The sequence below is a fragment of the Campylobacter suis genome (genome assembly GCF_905120475.1).
Classification (GTDB): domain Bacteria; phylum Campylobacterota; class Campylobacteria; order Campylobacterales; family Campylobacteraceae; genus Campylobacter_A; species Campylobacter_A suis.
In genome coordinates this window covers 82794-106609 of the sequence record NZ_CAJHOE010000001.1, presented here as the reverse complement: position 1 = coordinate 106609, position 23816 = coordinate 82794, and the positions used below count along the sequence as shown (strand labels likewise).

General features: G+C 37.1%; 22 protein-coding genes and 1 pseudogene. All 23 read right to left on the bottom strand.

Annotated features, from left to right (window positions below):
- Positions 1-64: 64 nt before the first annotated feature.
- Positions 65-634 carry a MotE family protein gene (locus LQV35_RS00525; protein WP_230055919.1) on the bottom strand — a complete coding sequence of 190 codons (570 nt, stop codon included), beginning with the start codon at positions 632-634 and terminating at the stop codon, positions 65-67.
- Positions 627-1055 (bottom strand): flagellar export protein FliJ, encoded by a 429-nt coding sequence (locus LQV35_RS00520; RefSeq protein WP_230055918.1) that lies wholly within the window; start codon positions 1053-1055, stop codon positions 627-629. The genes LQV35_RS00525 and LQV35_RS00520 overlap by 8 nt, the downstream gene beginning before the upstream one ends.
- Positions 1055-2305 carry an adenylosuccinate synthase gene (locus LQV35_RS00515; RefSeq protein ID WP_230055917.1) on the bottom strand — a complete coding sequence of 417 codons (1251 nt, stop codon included), beginning with the start codon at positions 2303-2305 and terminating at the stop codon, positions 1055-1057. Before LQV35_RS00515 ends, LQV35_RS00520 begins: the two co-directional genes overlap by 1 nt.
- A 3-nt stretch (positions 2306-2308) precedes the next feature.
- The gene (locus LQV35_RS00510) at positions 2309-3172 is read right to left on the bottom strand and encodes an ATP phosphoribosyltransferase regulatory subunit (protein ID WP_230055916.1); all 864 of its coding nucleotides are present in this window, start codon (positions 3170-3172) and stop codon (positions 2309-2311) included.
- Positions 3169-7344, bottom strand: a complete 4176-nt coding sequence (locus LQV35_RS00505) for a sensor domain-containing protein (RefSeq protein WP_230055915.1) — start codon at positions 7342-7344, stop codon at positions 3169-3171. Before LQV35_RS00505 ends, LQV35_RS00510 begins: the two co-directional genes overlap by 4 nt.
- 82 nt (positions 7345-7426) lie before the next feature.
- Positions 7427-8455, bottom strand: a complete 1029-nt coding sequence (gene selD, locus LQV35_RS00500; RefSeq protein ID WP_230055914.1) for a selenide, water dikinase SelD — start codon at positions 8453-8455, stop codon at positions 7427-7429.
- Positions 8452-9048 carry a sulfurtransferase-like selenium metabolism protein YedF gene (gene yedF, locus LQV35_RS00495; RefSeq protein ID WP_230055913.1) on the bottom strand — a complete coding sequence of 199 codons (597 nt, stop codon included), beginning with the start codon at positions 9046-9048 and terminating at the stop codon, positions 8452-8454. The genes selD and yedF overlap by 4 nt, the downstream gene beginning before the upstream one ends.
- Before the next feature lie 51 nt (positions 9049-9099).
- The gene (locus LQV35_RS09145) at positions 9100-9408 is read right to left on the bottom strand and encodes a CZB domain-containing protein (protein WP_230056717.1); all 309 of its coding nucleotides are present in this window, start codon (positions 9406-9408) and stop codon (positions 9100-9102) included.
- A 132-nt stretch (positions 9409-9540) separates the two neighbouring features.
- A pseudogene (locus LQV35_RS09140) lies at positions 9541-9885 on the bottom strand (methyl-accepting chemotaxis protein); the annotation flags it as partial.
- A 404-nt stretch (positions 9886-10289) separates the two neighbouring features.
- Positions 10290-10478 carry a sodium-dependent tyrosine transporter gene (locus LQV35_RS00480; RefSeq protein WP_230055912.1) on the bottom strand — a complete coding sequence of 63 codons (189 nt, stop codon included), beginning with the start codon at positions 10476-10478 and terminating at the stop codon, positions 10290-10292.
- 224 nt (positions 10479-10702) lie between these two features.
- The gene (locus tag LQV35_RS00475) at positions 10703-11443 is read right to left on the bottom strand and encodes a winged helix-turn-helix domain-containing protein (protein ID WP_230055911.1); all 741 of its coding nucleotides are present in this window, start codon (positions 11441-11443) and stop codon (positions 10703-10705) included.
- Complete coding sequence (fdhD, locus tag LQV35_RS00470) at positions 11436-12215, bottom strand: formate dehydrogenase accessory sulfurtransferase FdhD (RefSeq protein ID WP_230055910.1); 780 nt, start codon at positions 12213-12215, stop codon at positions 11436-11438. Before fdhD ends, LQV35_RS00475 begins: the two co-directional genes overlap by 8 nt.
- Positions 12216-12255: 40 nt before the next feature.
- A complete protein-coding gene (locus LQV35_RS00465) occupies positions 12256-13200 on the bottom strand; it encodes a formate dehydrogenase subunit gamma (protein WP_230055909.1) in 945 nt (314 codons plus the stop codon).
- On the bottom strand, positions 13197-13823 hold the full coding sequence (gene fdh3B / locus LQV35_RS00460) for a formate dehydrogenase FDH3 subunit beta (protein WP_230055908.1): 627 nt from the start codon (positions 13821-13823) through the stop codon (positions 13197-13199). Before fdh3B ends, LQV35_RS00465 begins: the two co-directional genes overlap by 4 nt.
- A 10-nt stretch (positions 13824-13833) precedes the next feature.
- On the bottom strand, positions 13834-16647 hold the full coding sequence (locus LQV35_RS00455) for a formate dehydrogenase subunit alpha (protein ID WP_230055907.1): 2814 nt from the start codon (positions 16645-16647) through the stop codon (positions 13834-13836).
- Between the two features lie 25 nt (positions 16648-16672).
- Positions 16673-16846 carry a twin-arginine translocation signal domain-containing protein gene (locus LQV35_RS00450; protein ID WP_230055906.1) on the bottom strand — a complete coding sequence of 58 codons (174 nt, stop codon included), beginning with the start codon at positions 16844-16846 and terminating at the stop codon, positions 16673-16675.
- A gap of 19 nt (positions 16847-16865) precedes the next feature.
- Positions 16866-17597 (bottom strand): TorD/DmsD family molecular chaperone, encoded by a 732-nt coding sequence (locus tag LQV35_RS00445; protein WP_230055905.1) that lies wholly within the window; start codon positions 17595-17597, stop codon positions 16866-16868.
- 428 nt (positions 17598-18025) lie between these two features.
- Positions 18026-19288, bottom strand: a complete 1263-nt coding sequence (locus LQV35_RS00440; RefSeq protein ID WP_230055904.1) for a DUF2920 family protein — start codon at positions 19286-19288, stop codon at positions 18026-18028.
- Positions 19289-19321: 33 nt separating this feature from the next.
- A complete protein-coding gene (locus tag LQV35_RS00435) occupies positions 19322-20797 on the bottom strand; it encodes a Ppx/GppA phosphatase family protein (RefSeq protein ID WP_230055903.1) in 1476 nt (491 codons plus the stop codon).
- A 4-nt stretch (positions 20798-20801) separates the two neighbouring features.
- Positions 20802-22043 carry a sensor histidine kinase gene (locus LQV35_RS00430; RefSeq protein WP_230055902.1) on the bottom strand — a complete coding sequence of 414 codons (1242 nt, stop codon included), beginning with the start codon at positions 22041-22043 and terminating at the stop codon, positions 20802-20804.
- 38 nt (positions 22044-22081) lie between these two features.
- Positions 22082-22753, bottom strand: a complete 672-nt coding sequence (hsrA, locus tag LQV35_RS00425) for a homeostatic response regulator transcription factor HsrA (protein ID WP_230055901.1) — start codon at positions 22751-22753, stop codon at positions 22082-22084.
- 76 nt (positions 22754-22829) lie between these two features.
- Complete coding sequence (locus tag LQV35_RS00420) at positions 22830-23147, bottom strand: dihydroneopterin aldolase (protein ID WP_230055900.1); 318 nt, start codon at positions 23145-23147, stop codon at positions 22830-22832.
- Positions 23144-23755, bottom strand: coding sequence for a glycerol-3-phosphate 1-O-acyltransferase PlsY (gene plsY, locus LQV35_RS00415; protein ID WP_230055899.1), 612 nt, complete (start codon positions 23753-23755; stop codon positions 23144-23146). The genes LQV35_RS00420 and plsY overlap by 4 nt, the downstream gene beginning before the upstream one ends.
- Positions 23756-23816 lie beyond the last annotated feature (61 nt).

Below are 23816 nucleotides of genomic sequence, written 5' to 3'. Positions count from 1 at the left end.
GTAAAAATCCGTTAAAATTTCTACCTTTTTTGTGAGCTTTTAAGGTATTTGTGAAGTTTTGGGCTTAGTTTAGTATATTTCCAGCTGGTGCGTCTATGCTCTGTTCTTTTGGTTTGTCGATAAAAGGTGGTCCTTTTTGTAGCATTACAGTTATCTCAGAAGCCACAGCTGGGGTCATCTTTGCCATAATAGTTGAAATTTTTTTTGGGTCAAGAGTTGCTATTATCGATGTAGCTTCTGCTCTACTCATCGCAGAAAGAGTGTCTGCTGCGGCTTGGTCTTTCATCTTTGCATAAGAGAGCGTGACTTTGCCACTTGTGCCACTTTTTAACTCATCTAAAATTTTTTGATTTGAAGCTATTTGGGTATCTATCTCTTTTCGTTTTTGCTCAACCTGCTTCATCGTCGCATTTATCTCTGCCTCTTTTTTAGCAAGCTTTGCTAAATTTTCTTCATACAAAGTCCTAGTGCTAGCCCGAAAAGCCTCAAGTGCTTGGCGCTGCTCGTCAATAAGCTCCACCTCCTTTTGTATCTCAGCCTTTCTAGCTTCAAAAATTTGCACACAATCAACTGGAACATCATAGCCAAAAAGTGTGACTTTAAGAAGTATCAAAGCTATAAAAAATTTAACCATTTTGTTTTAATCCTTGTGCAAATTTCATCGTGGCAAACTCATCAAGAGCAAGCTCTTCATCTCGTTTTTTCTTTTTTAACACTGCTTTTATGTCCTCTTGTTCTAAAAATTTCATCTTTTCAAACTCAAGACTTGCATTCTTGTGCTGGTGAGTAAAATGCGTAAGCTCACGCTCGGCGATATTTAGCTCGGCTTTTATGGTTTTTAAACCATCATTCATTATCCGTAAAATTTCCAAACTCTCACGAAGCTCACTCATACTGCCTTGTGTTGGCATCTGGTAGGCATTTGCTGCATTTTGCGCCTCCTGAAGCTCTGCTTTTTTCCTTGCAATATTAGCCCTTGCCATGGCTACTTTACTTTCTAGTCTGTCAAGGGCTTGTTTTTTGACACTAACTACTGGAGTAAATTTGCTCTTCATTACCTTATTATCGTATCGCTTCTTTCAGGGCTTGTCGAGATGATGCCAACTTTTACACCAGTTAGCTCCTCTATACGCTTAATATATATCTTTGCATTTTCTGGAAGTTCATCATAGTTTTTTACACCATAAGTTTTACCCCAGCCAGCAAGCTCTTCGTATATAGGGGTAGCATTCTCAAGGTCAGTTGGAACATAATCAATCACTTTGCCTTTATACTCATATGCTTTACAAATTTTCACACTCTCAAAGCCATCAAGCACATCAAGCTTCATTAAAGCGTATTTATCAACTCCATCAAGGCGTGAAGCATATCTTACACTAACTGCGTCAAACCAGCCAGTACGGCGACGACGGCCTGTTGTAGTGCCATACTCTTTACCTATCTCACACATATCATCGCCAGCTTTTGTTTTATCCTCGGTCGGAAAAGGTCCGTGTCCCACACGAGTTGAATAAGCCTTTATGATACCTATAACTTCGCCTATCTCTTTTGGATTTAGCCCAAGTCCTGTACAAGCGCCTGCACTTATGGTGTTTGAGCTTGTTACATAAGGGTAGGTACCATGATCTATATCAAGAAGTGTTCCTTGTGCGCCTTCAAGTAAAATTTTCTTACCCTCATCAATGGCTTTCCAAACTATCTGTGTAGTTTCAGCTATAAACGGCTCAAGCGCTTGCTTATAACCTTCAAGCTCAGCCAAAAGCTCAGCTCTAGGCGGTACGCTAACTCCAAGAACATCAAGTATGGCTTTGTTTGCTTCAAAGTCTGCCATTAAAGCATCGCAAAGCTTGGCTGGATCTAAAAGCTCACCTACACGGTGACCAGACCTACCTATCTTATCCATATAGCAAGGTCCTATGCCTTTGCCAGTAGTACCGATAGCTTTATCGCCTTTTAGTCTCTCTTTTGCCTGGTCGATAAGACTATGGTGAGTTAAATTTAAGTGCGCTCTATCGCTTATAAAAAGCCTACCCTTAATATCACCAAACTGCTGCATCTCTTTGATCAAAACCGCTGGATTTACCACAACGCCATTACCGATGATATTTATGATGTTTTTATGCAAAATTCCGCTTGGCATAAGGTGAAGTGCGTATTTAACGCCATTTACCCATATAGTATGACCAGCATTATGTCCGCCTTGGCTTCTACACACAAGATTATAATCAGCTGCTAGCATATCAACTATCTTACCTTTACCTTCATCTCCCCACTGAACTCCAACAACTAAATCAGCTTTTCTCATTTTCTACCTTTCCATAATTTTATCAACTAAAGTATCTGTATAAATAGCAAAACCACTGCTTGCAACGCCGTCTATCTCGTAGTTTCCTCCGCCTGCTATTATCGAGTTTTGACTTAAAAATCTAAAAAACAACTTATCATAATATCTCATTTTTGAGTAGTAAAGAGGGACTATGCGTATATTTTCATGACTGACCGAGCAAACAAGTGTGAGTAAATTTTTAAGTGGCGTTTTTAATGCGTCTGGAACTACACTTATCACATCTTCAAGCTCTTTTTTGTTTGATAAAAGAGCCAAAGACTCAAGCCAAGGAATGTTTTGCGAGAGAATTCTTTCTATCTGTCCATTTTCAAAAATTTCTATATCAAGACCTAGAATTTTACATATAGTATGCGGGATCTCGATATTACTAAGCTGCAAAACTGCATCAAATTTTAGCTGGTTTAAAATATTTGAAACAAGCGACACGCTAGTGCTTAGCTCGCTTTCTCCGATCAGTTCAGCTCCTATTTGATAAAACTCGCTGCTTGGATACTTAAATATCGGCTGGATGTAAAACCACTTTTTATGAAGTTCGTCTTTTAGCCTTGCTCGAACAATACGAACGACATCAACTGTGCTATCTGCACGCAAACTTATTTCATGATTTGCATGGTCGCTAAATCTTAAAAGCATAGTAGGATTTACACTTAAATGCTGATGATAGGAAAAAAATGGTGTTAAAATTTCGCTAAAGCCCTCGCTATTTAAAAGATCACTTGCAAGTTGCTCGATACTGCGTTTTGTCGCTGCACTTTTGCCAAAATAAAGCCGTGAACCGACTGGAATTTCGTGTTCATAAACCTCTGTCATACTCTTGTCTTTCATAAAATACTCTCTTTGCCATCAATGTTTAAAATTTCAGCACACATGATATTTGCCGCTCGTGCCAGCGATAAAGTTCGCATCTTATCACTCGTAGCAAAGGCCTCTTTTAGATTATTAACAATATTTGTGTATTCGCTTGAGCTAAATTCATTAAGCTTTGGTAAAATTTCATTTTTTAACCCTACAAAAATTTCACTATCATCTAAAATGTGACGGGTGCTTAATGTTGAGATGATATTTTGCGCATACTCTTTTAAAGCGATACACTCTGCAAGCTTGTTAAACATCTCATCATCTATGCTATAGCTAGGATCAAAACCACTAATACCCTTAAATTCATATTTTAATACATCCTCAAGTCGCATCGGACGAGCAAAGAAATTTCCTTGGAAATTTCTAAATCCAAGACCACTTAAAATTTTAAGTGTGCTTGCGTCTTGCAGGTTTTTAATGGTTGGCGCTTTTTCAAACATATCGGCTACATTTTTTATAATGTGAACCGTAGAAAAGGCCTTCTTATTAAAAAACATATATGTACAAATGTTCTTATCAACCTTTATCTTATCTATCGGCAACAGTTCAAGTGCCTCAAATGAGCTTGTCTTGCTAGCAAAATCATCAAGTACAAACGAAACGCCAAAGCTCTTATAGCGCTGTAAAATTTTACTTGACTGAACTAAGTCTGTGACATTATTTGCATCGATTATCTCGATAAATAAAGAATTTAAATTTACATCACTATTTCTTAAAACAAGCTCTTTAAATTTCATATAAAAGCTATCACTGCAAAGCTCAATAATACTTATATTCACACAAACATTTGCGCTCTTGCCACTCTTTTGCCATGCAGCTTGTGCCTTAAGAGCTGATTTTATCGCAAATATAGCAATGTCTTCGATCACGCTTTGCTGCTGTATAAGCGGCAAAAACTCATTTGGATAGACGATATTTCCATTATGTTCCCAGCGTATAAGGGCTTCAAAACTTACAACTTCGTTGGTTTTTAGATCAATTTCTGGTTGATACTCGATAAAAATTTGCTCATTTTCAAGAGCTGTTAAAATTTTATAGTTATCAGCGTATTGATCTTTTAAGTTTTTATCTTTTTTAGGATCAAAGACATAGTAGCGGTTCTTACCACTTAGTTTTGCTTTATACATCGCCCAGCCAGCTTGCTCTATCATATTTTCAGCTGAGATATTTTTCATGGCGTCATTTATTGAAATGCCAATACTTGCACTTGCAAACAGCTTTTTGCCTTCATGATAGATAGTGCCACACGCTATGCGAAGTATATTTTCAGCCATCTCATAAATTTCACCAACATTTTCATGCAAGATGATAGCTACAAACTCATCGCCACCAATACGAGCAAACATATCACGATCTTCAAACAATACATCTATCTTGCTTGAAATTTCGGTTAAAAATTTATCTCCAGCCTGATAGCCATAAGTGTCATTTATCGCCTTAAATCCATCAAAATTCAAATAAGCAAGCGCGACTTGCTTTGCATGATCTTGCTGGGCGATGGCATGGCTTAGCTTTTGATTAAACAAATATCTGTTTGGTAGTTTTGTAAGTGGATCATGATAGGCTATGTGATCTAGGTACTCTTGCGTTGTGCGTATCTCGCCAATCTCTGAGAAAACACCAATATAATAAGACACGACATCATCTTTATCGCTTACTTCTGAGAGATTAATAAGGATAAATTTGTCATCTCCTTTTTTATTTTTTATCCAAATTCTACCCTGCCAAACACCGCTACTTTGAGTAGAGCTTAGAATGTTTGCATACTCTTGCGAACTTGTAAAGCGTGAGTTTAAGATGTGTATCGAAGAGCCTAAAATTTCGTCATATTCATAGCCCATTTCATTGCAGAAATTTTCATTTACATCTATAAATTTCCACTCTTTATCAAAGATGGCTATGCTATCTTTTGAGTATGAAAAGAGCCTTGAAGCTAGCTCTTGATAGCCTTGTGAAATTTTTTGATCGGTGATATTTCTAAATACCCCCTCTATCTTTTTGTTTACCCCATCTTTACTAAGAGTGGTTTGTCTTGCTCTAATGCTTAGCCAAATAGCTTTTTTATTTATATCTTTAGTCTTTATCTCGCCTATATAAACGCCTTCTTCAACGCAAATATCAGCAAAAAAGGTATCAAAATTTATAAATTTCTCACCAACTATTTTTCGCATTCTCACTTGATCTATGCTAACTATAGCAAGCCCATCAACTCCCAAAATTTCGCCAAATTCGCTACTGGTTTTTATGACTTGTTCGCTTGGGTCATACTCAAATGGTATAGTATCTGACGCCCAGATTAGATTTTTGTTTGTCTTTTGCTCATTTTCAAATTTATCTATCAGCTGCTTTTGCTCGGCATATTCGCTAATATGATAGGCAACTGCATCGAATTTACCGTCCGCATCTTTAAAAAATTTCACGCCTATCTTATAATAAATTCCAGTAAAAAGCGGAGTTTTTAATCTTATGACAAAATTTAAAAGATCTTTTGCCCCTTTAGCAACAGTGAAAAATCGCCTTGCAAGCTCCAGCTCATTTATAAAACCAAGTCTGTCAGCTTCAAAGATATACTCTTTTAAATTTACATTTCCACCCATAACATCTGAGTGCTTTATGCCAAGTAGTTTTTCGATATTTTGCGTGGAGTAAGAAATTTGAAGTATGTCATCTTTTTCGCCAAGCATGATAACCTCACTAAATGCCGAGTAGTACTCTGCCACTACTCTTTGGTTTTGCTTGGCAAAATTTTGCTCTGTTATATCGGTTGCTATGGTAAATATATACTCTTTATCGTTTGCACTAACAGCAGAGTTTCTAACGCTCATATCTCTTACTTCGCCATTTTTTAAGATATGCTGAGCGGTAAAAGAGCTATGTTTATCCTCCATACATCGTCTTACATCAAAGATAACTTCTTCAAATGTCGATAAAAATATATCTTTACAATTTAACTTAATAAACTCATCATGACTATATCCGTAAAATTCACACGCTTGCTGACTAACATCAACTATCTGACCATCGTAAGCATCATAGATTAAGACTATAAGAGGACTTTGCTCAAATATATAACCATAGCGCTTTTTATAATCAACAAGTCTAATCTCTTGCTCTTTGCTCTTATCATAAAGCTCTTTTAACTTATCAAAAACAGTCTGAAATTCTGTTAGAAATTTCTCATCTTGCTTGAAATTTTGCTCGGCAATACATTTATTTATCTCGTCTATAGGTTTTTTTACATAGCGCTTTGCAAATCTGATATTGCCTATCAAAGTTATCGTGTAGATAAAAAATAAAAACAAAGCTAGCCCAAAAAAGAGCATTTCAAGACCAATGGCTTGCATGCGTGGGGTATAAACTAAAACAAATACACCTAAGTTTTCATTGTATGTGGCTAAATTTGCTTGCATTTTTATATATGAAAGCTCTACTAAACCATCTTTTGTAAAATATCTATCCACCTCTTTGGTGTCTATTTTACTGCCTATCATATTATTTTCTATGATATTTGGGACTATGGTTTGAATGATGTTACCATCAATATCAAAGATATAGGTTGCGTGCTGATGTGGATTTGATAAAGCTAGGATCTCACCGCTAAGTTTTGCCAAATTTACCTCAGCCACCACCCTTTGCTTATGACCAATGTAATACGAAACAAAAATCGCCTTTGCATGTCCGCTACTTGATATAAATTTTGAGATAATAAATGGCTTTTTTTCAGTAGTTTCAAATATCCATTTGCCACCAAAAGTATCCAGCGCATAAGCACTATCTGTGACTTTTTTATGCAAAACATTTGCATTTTCATCGATAAAGTAGTAGGCTTTAAAATTTTCATCAAAAAGTTGCTGGGCAAGAGCTACATCTATATTATTTTCAAGGTTATAATCATGCGCGTTGGCATGCCTTGTGTAAATTTCAAATTCTTTTTTTATCTCAAAAATTTTATTATCTATAACATTTTGAACTTGGTTGTTGTAGTCACGAAGGTTAAATTTTATATCACCTACTCTTGAGTTAAATATATAAAACACGAGCGTTATTAGGATAAGCAAAACTATCGGATAGGTCATAAAAAGCCTAAGTCCGATGTTAAACCAAAGTCTGCTTGCGTTCTTAAAAATTTTTGATAACATAAAAAATAAAACCCTTTATATGGACTTTTTAAAGTTGGATTTTAACAAAATTTTACTTGTTTTATTATTATAATATCTTAAATCAACTTAAATTTATAAGCTTTTGTGTAGGTTTGCGCTCAAAAACTTCGCCGACTATTGCGCTTTGTGTGTAGCCAACATCTTTTAGTCTATTTAGCGCAAGTTGTGCATCTTTTTGCGATATAGCCAAAAGCAATCCACCTGAAGTTTGCGCATCATAAAGCAACATATCGGCTTTGCCATCCACATAAGCACTTGCAAAATCTCGGTTTTTATAGCTTCCTTCTGGCAAAAGACCAATATCAGCCATCTCTTTTGCACTTTGCAGTATCGGGACATTTTGAGTAAAAATTTCAAACGCTATATCATCTCGTCCCATCTCAAAAAGGTGCCCTAAAAAGCCAAAGCCAGTTATATCAGTAGCTGCATGAACGAAAATTTCACTCATCGCACCGACCGCATAAAAATTTAGCTGCGACATATAAAAAGCCGCCTCTTTTATCTGGTCTAAATTTAGCATATCGCCCTTTATCGCTGTGCTTAAAACGCCTGTACCAAGCGGCTTTGTAAGGATAAGCAAATCGCCAACTTTTGCTGTGTTATTTGCCCAAAATTTATTTGGATGTATAGCACCAGTTACGCTAAGCCCATAATACATCTCAGGCGTTGCTATGCTATGACCACCAACTACGACACCTCCGCACTCTTTGACTTTACTGGCTCCTCCAGCCATTATCTCAGAAAGAATTTCACTTTCAAGGTTGCAGCTATCAAAGCCAACTATATTTAAGGCATTTATAACGCTTGCTCCCATAGCAAAAATATCGCTAAGAGAATTTGCAGCAGCTATCTGCCCGTAAATAAAAGGATCATTTACAACTGGCGTGATAAAATCAAGCGTTTGAACAAGCGCCAAGTCATCACTTAGCCTAAAAACACTTGCATCTTCGTTGCTTGTCGTGGATGAGAGCAAATTTGGATGGGATAAATTTAGTGCACCGATACTTTTGTTTAGACCCGCCGGGTCAAGTTTGGCTGCTCAACCCGCTGCACGGACAAATTTTGTAAGCTTTTTATCATTATATATCATAGAGTTATCACATCATTTTTGCTTAAAATATCAACCACTTCAAAGGCATTTGTAATCTCACCAATAGCTAGCTTATCAACGAGTTTATAAGCCTCCAAGCAACTACCGCAGCTTAAAATTTTAACACCTGCATTTTCTAGCTCTTTTAGCGCACGAAAGCTGGGGTGTGAGCGATCAGTAGTCATCTTTACAGCCGTATTGACAAGCAAAATAGTACTTGGCTTACTTTGCACTTGCATAAAAGCTGCTATAAATTTTGACAAAAGCACTTCGCCAACTTCTCCGCTTCCAGCCCTATCTTCATTTAGATAAAGGACTTTTTGGCGTTTTGCTGGAATTTCACAGTTAAACTCATCAAAGCTTATATCTTTTAGTTCACCGTTTTTAACAACACGAAAAAGTGTCTCGCCATTTTCTAAATCACTTATCGTAAAGGCTTGTTTTTGTGAGTTTAAAAAGCGAGATATATTTTCTTTTGGAGCTATAGCATTTACGAAAATTTCTAAACTTTCGCCATCTTTTAGCTCGCTAAGTGCGTCTTTTGTATTTATAACTGGCTGCGGGCAGTCTAAATTTCTGCAGTCTATTTGCATATTTTTCCTTTAAAATGTAGTCTGGCTAAGCCTTAGCCCTTGTTGTTTTTGTTATTTTCTTGATTTTCTAACGATATTTAAAAGCAATTCAAAGCCGTGCTTACTTGAGTTCTCAACATCTTTAAATACGCTTATGCCATCTTTTTTATCAGAACTCTTATCTGAAAAAATCTTAATCGCCTTATTAAGCCCATTATGTACATTTTCATGATGTTTTGCAACTTCGTTTATGTTAGCGTTTTCACTTTGGGCAAAATTTTTAACATTTTCGCCAAACCACTTGCCAAATCTGCAACTATGATGGTCTGGTATATTGTGATGTTCGCCAGCAAAAAATGCCTTATATCCATCAAGCTTCATGTTTATATGATCTATCTTGCCATTACTCACATTGATCTCGCTGGTTACATTTAGCGTTTGATTTAGCGTTAAATTTGCGTTATTTCTTACACTTTCTATGTTTTTATAGACATCATCAAGCGTGCTAGAAACCTGTGAAGAGAGTCTAGCAAAAGACTCAGCCATCTCGGTCATAGAATTTGCATTTTGTTTTAAGCCATTAATATTTACCTCAACTTCTTGCGTGGCCTTTTGAGTGCGTTCAGCTAGTTTTCTAACCTCATCTGCAACCACAGCAAACCCTCGTCCATGCTCTCCAGCTCTAGCTGCTTCTATGGCTGCATTAAGTGCAAGTAAGTTTGTTTGATCTGAGATATCTTTTATCAAATTTATAATCTCAACAATCGAATCAACGCTCGAATTTAACGACGAGACATTAGTATGAAGTCCGCTACTTGTCTGTTCAACCTCTTGCATAGAGCCCACAACGCTACCCATTTGCTGCTCTAAAACCTGCGTTTTAGCAACAGTTTGGTTGTTTAAGCTATTCATCTCATCAAGCATTATAAGATTATTCTCCATGGTGCCTTGCAAGAAGTTTATCCCATCACCATAGCTATTTACCAAAAGCTCAACCAGCGTATCTTTGGCTGTTGTGTCAGAGTTTTTGTCTTGTGAGTTTTCACTTAAGTTGGCCAACTCAGCTCTTAAATTTAAAAGTTCGTTTTTTAAACTCTCGTTTTCTAGGCTTAAAGCTTCGATTTTTGCCTGTGCCTCATAAAGTTTTTTACCGCCACCAAACATATTATTCTCCTCGGAAAAATTTGCAATATTTTATAATATTTTTTATTAATTTAAGTTTGTTTTTTGAAATGGACGCCATTTGCGCCCATTTTCGGATATTATTTGCCAGCGAAATTTTGCTCTAGCCACTTTTGAGCAGCTTCAAAGCTCTCAAAGCGACCACTCTTTGCAACCTGTGCAACACCCTCATAAAAGCGAATACGAATGCCATCTTGGACATTATCAATCTTTACTCTTGTAATACGGTCTGTGTTTAGATAAACACGGTCATTTAATTTGATAAACATTTTTTCTCCTTTTAAAGTTTATTTATAATACAAAATTTTTAAAAATTTTACATAAGAATTTCATAAAATTTTGCAAAATAAAAATGTGTTGTTACCATTTAAAATTCTGCATTTTAAGCATATAAAATATGAAATTTATGCATATAGTTTTCACATAAAAATCAATAAATTTTTGACTAAAAAATATAGAATTTAAGTTCTTGAAAAAGGCAAAAAACTAATTTTTATTTGCCAGTTATGCGATCTTTTACATCAGATAAAAATAGCTCTTTAAATCTTTGATTGGCAAAATCTTCTATATCACGCTGAAGCTGTTTATAGGCATTTATAAGTTCGTAAGCCCTTGGATTTAGTGTAGTTCCTGCGTTTTCTCCACCACCTTGTTTTGTATTTACAAGCTCTTCGTCTAAATTTTTAGCTAAAATTTGCAGGTGATTCCAACATTTTTTATAGTTCATTCCTAAAATTTCAGCCGCTTTTACGATACTTCCAGCCTCTGCTATGACTTCAAGAACTTCGGTCTTTCCTTTACCAAAAAGCAGTTCGCCTTCTGAATTTTCTATCCAAGTTTTAGTTTTTACAATCATTTTTTTACCTTTTTTTTCTTTAAAGCAGCCAAGCTGGCAGTATTTTACATCGATATTATAATCTCTTAAAGTACCACGAATTTTGCCTAGTCCCACACCCTTTGCCGCATCTCTTGCATCTGAGCAAAGTATGCGACCACGCTCATCAAGTTTACCTTTTATATCTTTATAAGTTAGCACACTACCAAGCCCAACAGGAAGCTTGCCAAACTGACCTAACTCACAGGCATCTATCTTTACGCCAATTTGAGTGGCAGTTTCGCCAACCTGCCCTACATCACATCCAAGCTTTGCAGCAATCTTAAATGCCACTCCGCAATCAAGCCTACCTTTATCGTTTTTTAGCCTTTCTATCATTTGGATAATCTTTTCACGCATGAACACGCTCCGTACCGCTATAAACATTTAAATTTTCGCCCCGTGCAAAACCACAAAGGGTTAGATTAAATTTCCTAGCTATCAGTACCCCGAGACTTGTTGGTGCTGTGCGTGATACAAGCACAGGCAGTCCATTTACAACAGCTTTTACAACCATCTCAGAACTAAGCCTACCACTTACCATCAAAAGCCCGTCACTTAAATTTGCTCCGTCCATCGCCGCCTTGCCAATAGCTTTATCTATGGTATTGTGCTGAGCGATATCTTCACCTATATAAAATTTATCGCCTATCTTAAGCTTTGCAGTATGTACACAACCCGTTTTTTCATAAAGCTCACACTGTGTATAAAACTCACTCATTTGCTTTGAAATTTCATTTCTAGCAAAGCTAACACCTTGTTTTATCATTTTAGCCTGAATATTTGCAGGATTTACATTTGCAGTTACACTTCTGCCACAGCCACTTATTATGACTGCTTCAGTGTTTAGGTTTTTAAGATTTGTCTCATCAACCTTTGCTACTACATCTAAAACAAGTTCACTTTCATCAAATTTCAAACTTGTTACATCAGAGTAGCTTTCAAGGATATTTTCACTTAAAAGATAACCGATACCAAGAGCTTCAAGATCGGTAGGAGTAGCCATCATAGCGCCAACCTTAACGCCATTTATTCTTATGTCTAATTTGATCTCGCGGACTAAAATATCATCGGTCTCAAAACTCTCATCGGCTCTAAATTTTGTTATCTTTGTAGTAAAAATAGGGTGCATTTCTCATCTTTTAAAAAGACCCCAAATGGGGTCTTTGGGATTATTTTAGTTTCGGATATACTTTTTCGTATTCTGAAACTGGAATTTTGTTTTTAGAAACAAGTTCTTGATACCAGTAGTGGTGAAGTACATAAACCTCTTCCTCTTCCTTGTATCCATGAACCATTGACCAAATAGCACCATGAATAGCTATAGCTGCCATATAGATATGAACTAGGAAGAATACCGCACATACGATACCTAAAATATTATGTATAACCGCGCTCCATCTTAGAACTTCAATCTGTGAAATTCCAAGCCAAGTAGCTACTGGAACTGCTTGGAAGTCAAGGAAATACATTGCCGCGCCAGTTGCTATCATTACAAGTCCACCAGGTATCGCTACCCAAAACCATGCTTTTTGTCCAGCGTTAAATTTACCAGCTGGGATAGCACGCTTTTTCTTTGACAAATATCCACCTACGATAAACATCCAGCGAATATCATAAACAACTGGAAGCATTCTAACTGTCCAGTAGCAAATCATTGGTACAACTGAAATCGCAAATGCAATCGTTGAAAGTCCGTGAAGATCTTTCATAAATTTAACAAATGCACCGCCGCCAAATGCAGAGCCCCACATCATGATAATACCTGTTGGAACAAGGATAACCCATGAAATGGCTGCAATACCATGAGAGACACGCTCAACTATATCAAATGCATATATTTTTTTGCCATCGTGACTAAAGTGCTTTGGTCCGACGATCAAAAAGTGAAGTGCAAATGCAACAATAACAGCAATGATGATAGCTACAACGCCGTAAGCGAAATAGTCATTGCCTTGGATAAAGGTGAAAATTTTACCCATGCCATCTTCATAGCCTGTGATATTTTCAACCCTTCCTGCCGCCCAAACATTACTGTCGTATTGATTTGTTCCATCAGGTAAATTTAGAGCAAACGCACTCATTATCGATGCGATAAAAGCAAATACTACTCTCATACTCTATCCTTTGTGTAATATGCGATTTTCCATGTCGGAGATTCTTTGATATTTTTGATACCATATCCTCTTGCGCTGACCCGATCAAGATAAATCTGCTCTATTATATCAGATTCTCCCACAAGCAAAGCTTTAGTCGAGCACATTGCTGCACAAACAGGCACTTTTCCCTCTGCTATACGGTTTTGACCATACTCTTCAAATTCATGTTCTGAGTTAGTCGCTACATTTACGCCACCCGCACACATTGTACATTTATCCATCGCGCCTTTAACACCAAACACACCCTCTCTTGGGAACTGTGGTGCGCCAAATGGACATGCATACAAGCAGTATCCACAGCCAATACATACATCTTTATCATGAAGTACAACGCCATCAGCTCTGATATGAAAACAATCAACAGGGCAAACTAAAGCACAAGGTGCATCTTCACAGTGCATACAAGCGATCGAAGTAGAAATTTCTTTACCGACAATACCCTCATTTAGTGTGATAACTCGGCGTCTACGCACACCGATAGGTAGCTCATGAGCCTCATCACAAGCCACCGCACAACCGTTACAGTCTATACATCTATCATCGTCGCAGTAAAATTTTAATCTTGAAATTTTTTCACTCATCTCTCACCCCTTACGCTTTTTCTAGACGGCACAAACCGCCTTTTGTCTCTGGAATTTGCGTGACAATGTCATAGCCGTAATTTGTTACGGTATTTGCACTTTCGCCTACACTATAAGGCTTAGTTCCGTCAGGGAAATTTCCAGTCATATCAACACCTTGCATATATCCAGCCCAGTGGAATGGCAAGAATATCGAGTCAGATTTTACAGAGGCTACAAGACGCGCTTTAACCTTGATCTTTGTACCCTCAGGTGAGTGTATCCAAACCATATCACCATCATTTATACCGTAGCTTTTTGCCATATCTGGATGGATATCTGCAAACATCTCAGGTGTAAGGCGTGTAAGATACTTACTAGCTCTTGTTTCCATACCAGCACCACTTAAATTTACAAGTCGTCCTGTTACTAGGTTAACAGGGAAGTCTTTTGCAAAATCAGCACTTTGCTGTAAGCTCTCATACTTTGTAAATACTCTGTAGTGGTTTGGCTTATCTTTAAAGCTTGGGTATTTTTTAGCTAGATCAGTGCGAGGTGAGTGGATAGGCTCACGGTGAAGTGGGATCTGATCTGCAAAAGTCCAAACTATGGCTCTAGCTCTTGCGTTACCATAAGGTGCTATGCCAGCTTCCATACATTTTTCAGCTATTATACCGCTACCATCAGTAGCCCATGAAGCTCCAATCTTTTCTCTCTCTTCATCTGTTAAAGTTATACCAAGAACTTCTTCTATATTTTCTTTTGTGATTTGTGGATAGCCACCACTTTGTGCTCCACCAACTGGCGCAGAACCCTCAGCAGCTAGCTGACTAACGCCCTCATGCTCAAGCCCAAAGCGATTTCTAAAGCCCATACCACCTTTCATAACTGGCACATTGACATTATATAGCACTGGACTGCCTGGATGTTTTTCTGTCCAGCATGGCCATGGAAGTCCGTAGTACTCGCCTTCAACCGGCGTACCTGGCTTACCCATAAGTGTAAGCTCGTCAAATTTATCCCAGTTTTCTTGATGGCGTTTTAGTCTTTCTGGTGTCCAGCCTGTATAGCCTATTGATTTTACTATGCGAGCTATCTCTGCTGTTGCAGCTTCAGGCCAATTTATCTTACCTTCACTATCGCGGATAGTGCGAGTAAGTTCATCATAAAAGCCTATGCGTTTTGCAAGCTCAAACAACACTTCATGATCTGGTTTACTCTCATAAAGTGGCTGAACAACTTGGCTTCTCCACTGACCTGAGCGGTTTGTCGCAACGACTGTACCACTTGTTTCAAACTGTGTAGCAGCTGGCAGTAAGTAGATATTATCTTTTTTATTTGTGATAACGCCAGCGTCATTTACAAATGGATCAACTAGCACCAATAACTCAAGTGCATCTAGACCCTCTTGAATTTTTGCTTGCTGAGCGACTGAAGTAATGCCGTTACCAATAACTATAAGTGCCTTTAGTGCATCACCTGCATTTTCTATAGGATCGTTACCATTTTTACCATTTAGCGGACCAGCCCACCAGCGAGCCAGTGTAAATCCAGGCTTAAACATCCACTCAGGTTTTACGAAATTTTTCTGCAACCACTCATATTCAACACCCCACATCTTAGCAAAGTACTTCCAGCTGCCTTCATTTTTGGCATAATATCCTGGTAAGCTATCTGGAGCATTTGCCATATCGCTTGCACCTTGAACATTATCGTGACCACGAAGGATGTTAGTGCCACCACCTTCAACGCCCATATTTCCAAGTACAAGCTGTAAGATCGGAGCTATACGAGTATTTGAGCTACCTATAGTGTGCTGAGTAAGACCCATCGCCCAAACAACTGAACCAGGGCGGTTTTTCGCATAAACTTCTGTTATCTCTTTTAGTGTTGCAGCTGGTACGCCAGTAACATCCTCAACAACTTCTGGTGTCCATTTTGCCGCTTCTTCACGAATTTTATCGATACCATAGGTTCTATCATCTATAAATTTCTTATCTTCCCAGCCATTTTGAAGTATCAAATTTATCATACCATACATAAATGGTATATCTGTTCCTGGTCGAATTTGTGCGAAATAATCAGCCTTAGCTGCCGTTCTTGTATATCTTGGATCTACTACGATTAGCTTTGAGCCATTTTCTTTCGCTTTTAAAAAGTGTCTAAAACCAACTGGGTGATTAACCGCTGGGTTTGCACCGATAATAAATATAGACTTCGCCTTTTGAATATCTCCAAGGTGGTTTGTCATCGCGCCATAACCCCATGTATTCGCCACACCGGCGACTGTTGCGCTATGTCAAATTCTAGCTTGGTGATCTAGGTTATTTGTCCCAAACATTGCAGAGAATTTACTTATATAGTAGCTCTGCTCATTGCTCGCTTTTGCTGAACCCAAGAACATAACTTGCTCAGGGTTTTTCTCGCGATATGCTTTCATTTGAGCACCGATCTCATCAAGTGCTTGCTCAAAGCTTATGCGCTTCCATTTACCAGCGACTTTCTTCATCGGATACTTCACACGGCAGTGTGAGCGCACCATATCGATGACATCGCTTCCCTTACAGCAGTGTCCACCAGCACTTACTGGGTGATCTTGTGCAACCTCTTGGCGCACCCATACTCCATTTTGAACTTCAGCCTTAACCCCGCACCCAACAGAACATACTGTACATATTGTTTTCACAATCTTTGAGCCCTTATATGGGTCGCCTATCTCATGCTCGCCTGCTTTTCTAACAGCTGGGCTTGAAGCAAAAGCTGCGGTCGCACCGACAGCTGCACCCAAGCTTGCCATCTTAAGAAAAGAGCGTCTGCCAACTTGTGGCGATGAACTATCTCTCATGCTTTTTCCTTTCATGTTTTTTTAATTATTTTGCTTGCTTATAGTAAAATTCCCAAGTCTTACTTCTTGTGTATAAAACTTGCTTTTTTTCACCGTCTTCCTTGACATCAAGTGCTTTTACACCCATTGCAACAGCACCAACGCCTCCGGCTCCCGCCATGAGTTTTTTCAAAAACTCGCGTCTATCTTGTTTTTGCATACTTTTCCTTTCCATAGTTTTATTCTTCAAATTTTAATTCTCTTTCTTTAGCTCTGGCTCTACGATTTATCTCTCTAACAAGAGTTTCAGACCGTGAAATACCGCCAGTTGATTTTATCTTTTTCTCCAAAATAGGCTTTGGTGTAGCATAAAAAACTCGCTCAAATTCAACGAAATTTTCCAGCAGCACACAAGCATCAGCGTAAACATCAGCACTCTGATGCGCACTTGTAGCCTCGATAAATTCATCTATATAAGGATTTATAATCTCTTTAAAAAGATCGCCTGCATAGGTTTGATTTTCACTATTTTGCTCATTTTGTTTAAGCTCATTTTTTATAAACTCATGCATTAGCAAAAGGCAAAAACCAACATTATCCTCATTTTCTTTAAAAATTTCTTCATTTTTTCTGATATCTGTTTTTGCTATCAAATTTCTTACCTTTACACAAGCACTTCCAGTCTCATAACCTTCATCATAGTGTGAAAAAGTGTTACTTACAGGAGATGGTGGCGAGTGAAAAATGTCGTCGTATTCTTGAGATATATTTTGTAAGTTTTGTTTTTGGAATTTTGGGATTAATCTCTCTATAGCTTCTTCACATTCGCTATTAAGAGGGGAAACTTTTATAGTATTTAATAAGTCTAAAACACCGTCATATCTATCTGATTTTTGCGTAAAAACAAAAAGCTGTGAAAACAGCAAGTAATAGATAGCTCTAGCGTTTAAAATTCTTTCATGCTCACTCATTACTCTTTCCTTAAAAGATCATAGCCATCTCATCTAGTCGCTAAAATTGGGATTTTAGACTAGGCGGGATTTCTATGCTGAGAAATTTATCAAAAACTTGCTTAACTACTTAACTTAAGAAAAAATAAGTTTTTTATATTAAAGTTGTCTTAAATATGCCTTAATTGCATATTATAAATAGCTTAAAATTAAGCGCTTTATAAGTGAAAATATAACCGTTTTTACATTGATTTTACGATATTTTGATAAGCAAATATCAACTAAATTTTTTTTAAAAAATACAAAAAATTTTCAATACATTTTTCTTGTAAAAAAATTAACCAAAAAATGGCTTTTAGAAAAATTTTTATAAATTTTTAAGTATAAAAATGGATTTTATTTTAAAATCCTTTATCAAAAACTAGTCAAAATTTCACTTTTTTACAAAACTAAATTGAAATTTTTGAAATTTGTAGCTTTATTTTGTCATTTTTTTGCGTAAATTTATATATAAGATTGTCACTTATATAGCTGATACTGCTCTTTTTTGCCCGTGTTTGTTTTTGTTTTGAAATTTTTTCTAACATTAACGCAAGCTCTTTTTTGATAAGTTCTTTATATGACATGCCCATGCCATGAGTTAAATTTTTAATAAATCTTCCATCAACTTCACTTTGATCTTTTATAAGATGTAAGGTCGCATCAAAGCCTAAATTTTTAAGCTCATCGTAAAGATTTATCTTATCTTGTGGTGGTGCTATAAAGTCGCTAACACCGCAATGATAGCCAACATATATGGGCTTATGCTGCTTGCTTTGCTCTTTTAGATGTTGTAAATTTAAGACATTTCGTATGTCTTCATGAGCTTGAGAAAAGAAATTTGAAGAGCTTTTATCAAGTGTCCACATTGTCTTATCAGAGCCGTAAATAAAAATATTCTCAAAAAATTCTTTTGCGCAAAAACAGCAGTATTTCGTATAGTCAATCTCTTTGCCAAAGCCTATCATGCGCCAAGGGATAATGGCATAACTGCTGTTGTCTATAACGCCATCTATCTGCCAAGGCGCAACCTTTGCTGCCATATTTACCAAATAGCCTCCATGTGAGCTACCCACCATCACGCAAGGTAAATTTTTAGCCTCTCCCTTTGTCTTAAATAGGGCACTTGACTTAATGTAAAGTAAGGCATTTATAAGATCTTGAGCTTGCATAATGCCATAGTTTTGATACTCATTTTTTGTCGGAGCAAGCGTTAGGGGTAGATGCATTATAAACTCATGAGACAAAGAGCCATTTTGTTTGCACTGGGTTATGTGGCTATCAAGATTGGTTAAAAACTGATACATCTTGTCAAAATTTTCAAGAGCACTCATATCACCAGTTAGCCCAACGCCTATCTTTTGACACTCTTGGGATAATATTTTCCTATCAAACTCATCCATAAAAAATGTAGAACCAGTTTGCGGTCTGTTGCCTATACAGTGATAATTTACACTAGCGACCGCGACATTAAACTCGCTAGCTACAAACTCTGCTAAATGCTCTCTATAGTTAGCATCAGCATCATCGCCAAGCCCTGGTACTATAAAGATGATAGCCTCTATCTCTTTACCATCTTCATAACTTAGCTTAAAATCAAGAAGCGATCTACGCTTTATACCAAGCTCAACATCATCACATGATGGAATTTCATAGGTTTTACTAACTATCATAGCGCCTCCTTTTGAGTTTCTAAGATTTTAAGATTAGTTAAAACTAATGGCAAAAATTTCTGGCTTAGCAAGCTTTTTTATCTCCTCTTTTGCCATCTGTAAACACTTTGCGCCATTTATAAAAAGTGTGTTGTTATTAAAGCTAAACTCAAGCTTTAAATCAGCGCAGTTTAAATTTAACATCCTAGCCAGCGAAAGCATAAAACTCAACCAGCGCACAGTATCTTGCTTTGGCAACAAAGTTTTATACTTGTCATATTCATACACATTTTTCTTGCCATTTGTAGCGATGATACTTGCTATAAGTGCCTTTTGCTCGTGTGTAAAGCCAAAATTTAGGGCATTTAAAACAAGATATGCTGAATTTATGTGGTCTGAGTAAAAGCCGATGTCAGCGCCGATATTGTAAATTCTAGCCGCACTCACAAGCTCATTAAGATAAGCGCCCTCAAAGCCATGAAGTTCAGCTAAAGCATCATAGATGCCTCTTGCATATTTGCAAACACTCTTATTATCAGTTATTGCGAAACGATCTTGCAAACTTTTTATGCTGACATTTAAGCCTTCTGGGAATTTTCCTACACGCTCGCAAAGTTCACCTTTGCCACTTTTTCGTAAAAAATCTGCCAAAAATACACCCTCGCGCACTCCAACGCCACTTGTATATATATTTTTACAGCCAAGAGCCTTTGCTATGTTTAAAAATATCGTAGCGCCCTCTCTTATCGTATCAAATCTATCCTTTTTTATCGCAAAACCCTCAAGCTCATCGTTATTTGCCGCAATAAGAGAGGTGATAAAATTTTCATGCTCTTTTAACTCATATCTAAAGCCATGAATAGTTGATATAGGGTAGGAAATTTTTGACATTATTGCCGTCGAAAGTGCACGCAAACTGCCACCAATAGCGATGATGTTTTCGCACCTAAAATTTGCAGGTATTTTTGAAATTATCTTAGATAAAAACTCATCCAAACTCGCCTTATCTTTTTTGTCAGAAAAGAGCTCTTTTAGCCTAACGGTACCTATATCTAGCGAAACAGCACCAACGATCTTTGAGTCTTTTATAAAGGCTAGCTCACTTGAGCCACCACCAATATCAAGCGTGATAGCGTCATTAAGTGCGGGCAAAAGCCTATTTGCAGCTATCGCGCCATAAGTAGCTTCATCTTGTCCGTTTATAACTTTGATACTTATACCAAGTTTGTTTCGCACCATAGCTATAAGCTCGTTTGAATTTGGAGCATCTCTTAAAGCACTCGTTCCAACACAAAAAATTTTCATACATTTATAGCTTTTTGCAATGCTTTTAAACTCACTAAATGCTGCAAATGCCTTTTGCATAGACTGCTCCGAAATTTCTCCACCATTTCCATAGCCACCTTCACCAAGTCGCACTTTCATTTTGTACTCACTCAGTATAAAAAAGCCCCAACGCGATGTGCGCTCATAAATAGCCATACGCATTGAATTTGAGCCAAGGTCGATTACTGCTGTTCTTTTTGCCATTTTTTTACTTTTTATTTTTAAATTTTGTTCTAATAGGCAGGGTAAATGTAGCCACGGCGCCCTGTGTATCGGCTCGGTTTTTTATACTTACATCACCGCCAAGTGCTTGTGCTGCGCCCTTTGCCAAAAACAAGCCAAGCCCACTTCCGCCCTTGTTCCCATAGCGTTTAAACGGAGCAAATAAATCTTTATCCTCATCTATCCCGACACCCTCATCAAGCACCTCTATGATAAAATTTGACCCTTCAACTTTTGAAGCTATCGTCACGGTTTTACCTTCTGGGGAGAATTTTATCGCATTTTGTGCAAAATTTTGAACAACATGAGTTAGTAAGGTTTGCTGAATATTGAGATTAAAAATTTCTGGTTTTAAATCTAACTCAACCTTTTTTCCATCTTGATGAGCTAAAATTTTAAAGTTATTTCCTAATTTTCTTAAAAAGCCGATAACATCAGTACTAACTGGCTCCTCAAACTGCGCACCCTCTTGCCTGCCTATCTCAAGGATAGAGCCTATCATTTTATTCATACCATCGATGGCTTCGTTATTTGTGCGCAAAACCTCGATATATTTTTCGTTTTCTCTTGGTTTTAAAAGTGTAACTTCATTTTTAGTCTTCATTACTGCAAGAGGTGTCTTAAGCTCATGTGCAGTGCCTACAAAAAGCTCCTTTTGGTAAGTCACAAATGTTTGAATGCGCCGTATAAGCTGGTTAATGCTTGCACCAAGTCCTTGAAATTCATTTGGCAAACTTTGAGCATCTATCTCTTTTAAAAATTTTTCATTCAAATCACCAAGCATTAAACTAAGCTTTTTGATAGGAACTAAAAGCATTCTTGAAAGAAATAGCGCATAAAAAAGCACGAGCATGATTGAAGTGGCGTTTACGATTATAATGTCGATGAAAATTTGATTCATCGTATCGCTTTGCATTGTGGTATTTTTGGTAAGTCTAATATAAGAACTACTATCTAGCGGATAATAAAGCGATAAAAAGTCTTGCTTATTTTGCGTGTAGTGTATGTAATATGGCTTTTTTTTGGGTATTTTTTCGTTTATTATCTGTACATTTGTGGCAAGTCTATCAGGTAGTGTTATGGTAAAATTTTTCTGTCCGCTTGGGTTAAAAAGCTCTGGTTTTGCAGCATATGAGCGTGCTTCATATGCCAAGGTTTGCACTACTACTTCATAAACCGTAACTCTAATGTAATAGTAAAGGATAAAAGAAATGATGACAATTAGCATCATTGAAGCTGATGCTAATTGCAGTATAAATCTAGTTCTTAAGCTTTTTTGGGAAAGCAAAATCTATATCCACGGCGGCGAACTGTTTCGATAGTCGAGATATTGAGTGGCTTATCCATTTTTTGGCGAATTTGGTTAATCGCAACTTCGATAACATTTGGAGTTACTAGCTCTGGCTCTTCCCAGATAGCATCAAGTAACTGCTCTTTGCTTACTATCTGATCTGAGTGGCGAGCAAGGTGAGTTAAGACCTCAAATGGCTTACCTTTTAGCTCTATCTCTTTGCCAAGATATGTTATCTTTTCTTCATCTGGATTTATCGTAAGATCGTCTATCTTAATGATATTTGTTCCACCAAAGCGAAGTCTAGCCTCTATACGAGCAACCAAAACATCAAAGTCAAATGGCTTTCTGATATAATCATCAGCGCCCGCCCTAAGTGCCTTTATTTCGCTATCTTTATCATCTTTTGCCGATAAAACCACAACTGAAGTGCGTGGACTCTTGTGTTTTATAACATTAATAAGATCAACGCCATCACCATCTGGAAGCATCCAGTCAGTCAAAACTAGGTCGTAGTTTCTAATGCCTATAAAATACTCAGCATCTTTAAAATTTTCAGAGCTATCAGTCTGGTAGCCAAATTCTTGAAGACCTTCAGCTATAGTTTTATTTAGAGTTACTTCATCTTCTACTATGAGAATTCTCATTATGATTCCTTGTGTTAAAATTTTATGCGGATTATATCAGAAATTAAGCAATATTTCAAGATACTTTAATAAATTTTTAATAAACAAGCTCTATTTTTGCACCAACTAGGGCATTTTTGACTATCTCAATTTTTAAAATTTCTAGATTTATAGAGCGCAAATTTGTAAATTTTTGCTTCAAAGCCCCTGCAGTTTTTTCAACAGACTCTTCAACGCTTAGAAATTTTTGCTCATTGTAAAAACTTTGTATAAAATCTATCATCTCTGCATAATCAATAAACCCATCACTTGTAAAACTAGAATTTAAACGCACTTTTTGCGGTATTTTGCGCTCAAAGTCTAGCATACCAATGATCGTGCTAAACTCATAGTCTTTTATCAAAGTTGTAGTCATATAACCTTTGTTTCCTGACCGCTAAGTAGTCGCCTAATGTTTGGTATGTGCTTATAAAAGACGATATAGGCGATGATTAGTATTGGTGCATGCGAATGGATGGCGGTTTGTGAAGTTACAACAAAGCTGGATAAAACTATCGCAAGAAGTGCAGCAAGCGAAGCAAGGGAGCTTATTTTTAACACTTTTCCAACCACAAACCACACGACAAGGGCTATGATCAACTCAAATGGTAAGAAAAACCCAAGCACACCAGCACCAGTCGCAACACCTTTTCCACCCTCAAATTTTAAAAACGGAGAAAAGCAGTGTCCTATTACCGACAAAACTGCCATAGCCCAAAGCGTCTGCTCACTAAGTCCTATGGCTTTTGCTACAAAAAGCGGTAAAATTCCCTTTAAAACATCACATACAACGGTTAAAATGGCTATCTTTTTCGCCTTTTTTGGCTCTTTTTCTTTTAAAACACGAAGAACATTTGTCGCGCCTATGCTACCACTTCCAGCTTCAGTAATATTAACATTTGCAAAAATTTTACCAAATATAAGCCCAAAAGGTATGCCTCCAAGAATGTAGGCGATGAGATATGCTATTAAGTTTTCGTTCATTTTAAGCCTTTAAATTTAAAAGTTGGCATAATATTTAAATTTTCCTGATAATTTTATAAAA

What these genes read in the sequence shown, in the direction of transcription:
- LQV35_RS00525 (WP_230055919.1), bottom strand. Translation starts at nt 634, where the DNA reads ATGGTTAAATTTTTTATAGCTTTGATACTTCTTAAAGTCACACTTTTT.
- LQV35_RS00520 (WP_230055918.1), bottom strand. Translation starts at nt 1,055, where the DNA reads ATGAAGAGCAAATTTACTCCAGTAGTTAGTGTCAAAAAACAAGCCCTT.
- LQV35_RS00515 (WP_230055917.1), bottom strand. Translation starts at nt 2,305, where the DNA reads ATGAGAAAAGCTGATTTAGTTGTTGGAGTTCAGTGGGGAGATGAAGGT.
- LQV35_RS00510 (WP_230055916.1), bottom strand. Translation starts at nt 3,172, where the DNA reads ATGAAAGACAAGAGTATGACAGAGGTTTATGAACACGAAATTCCAGTC.
- LQV35_RS00505 (WP_230055915.1), bottom strand. Translation starts at nt 7,344, where the DNA reads ATGTTATCAAAAATTTTTAAGAACGCAAGCAGACTTTGGTTTAACATC.
- yedF (WP_230055913.1), bottom strand. Translation starts at nt 9,048, where the DNA reads ATGCAAATAGACTGCAGAAATTTAGACTGCCCGCAGCCAGTTATAAAT.
- LQV35_RS09145 (WP_230056717.1), bottom strand. Translation starts at nt 9,408, where the DNA reads ATGAAGCTTGATGGATATAAGGCATTTTTTGCTGGCGAACATCACAAT.
- LQV35_RS00480 (WP_230055912.1), bottom strand. Translation starts at nt 10,478, where the DNA reads ATGTTTATCAAATTAAATGACCGTGTTTATCTAAACACAGACCGTATT.
- LQV35_RS00475 (WP_230055911.1), bottom strand. Translation starts at nt 11,443, where the DNA reads ATGCGTGAAAAGATTATCCAAATGATAGAAAGGCTAAAAAACGATAAA.
- fdhD (WP_230055910.1), bottom strand. Translation starts at nt 12,215, where the DNA reads ATGCACCCTATTTTTACTACAAAGATAACAAAATTTAGAGCCGATGAG.
- LQV35_RS00465 (WP_230055909.1), bottom strand. Translation starts at nt 13,200, where the DNA reads ATGAGAGTAGTATTTGCTTTTATCGCATCGATAATGAGTGCGTTTGCT.
- fdh3B (WP_230055908.1), bottom strand. Translation starts at nt 13,823, where the DNA reads ATGAGTGAAAAAATTTCAAGATTAAAATTTTACTGCGACGATGATAGA.
- LQV35_RS00450 (WP_230055906.1), bottom strand. Translation starts at nt 16,846, where the DNA reads ATGCAAAAACAAGATAGACGCGAGTTTTTGAAAAAACTCATGGCGGGA.
- LQV35_RS00445 (WP_230055905.1), bottom strand. Translation starts at nt 17,597, where the DNA reads ATGAGTGAGCATGAAAGAATTTTAAACGCTAGAGCTATCTATTACTTG.
- LQV35_RS00440 (WP_230055904.1), bottom strand. Translation starts at nt 19,288, where the DNA reads ATGATAGTTAGTAAAACCTATGAAATTCCATCATGTGATGATGTTGAG.
- LQV35_RS00435 (WP_230055903.1), bottom strand. Translation starts at nt 20,797, where the DNA reads ATGGCAAAAAGAACAGCAGTAATCGACCTTGGCTCAAATTCAATGCGT.
- LQV35_RS00430 (WP_230055902.1), bottom strand. Translation starts at nt 22,043, where the DNA reads ATGCTAATTGTCATCATTTCTTTTATCCTTTACTATTACATTAGAGTT.
- hsrA (WP_230055901.1), bottom strand. Translation starts at nt 22,753, where the DNA reads ATGAGAATTCTCATAGTAGAAGATGAAGTAACTCTAAATAAAACTATA.
- LQV35_RS00420 (WP_230055900.1), bottom strand. Translation starts at nt 23,147, where the DNA reads ATGACTACAACTTTGATAAAAGACTATGAGTTTAGCACGATCATTGGT.
- plsY (WP_230055899.1), bottom strand. Translation starts at nt 23,755, where the DNA reads ATGAACGAAAACTTAATAGCATATCTCATCGCCTACATTCTTGGAGGC.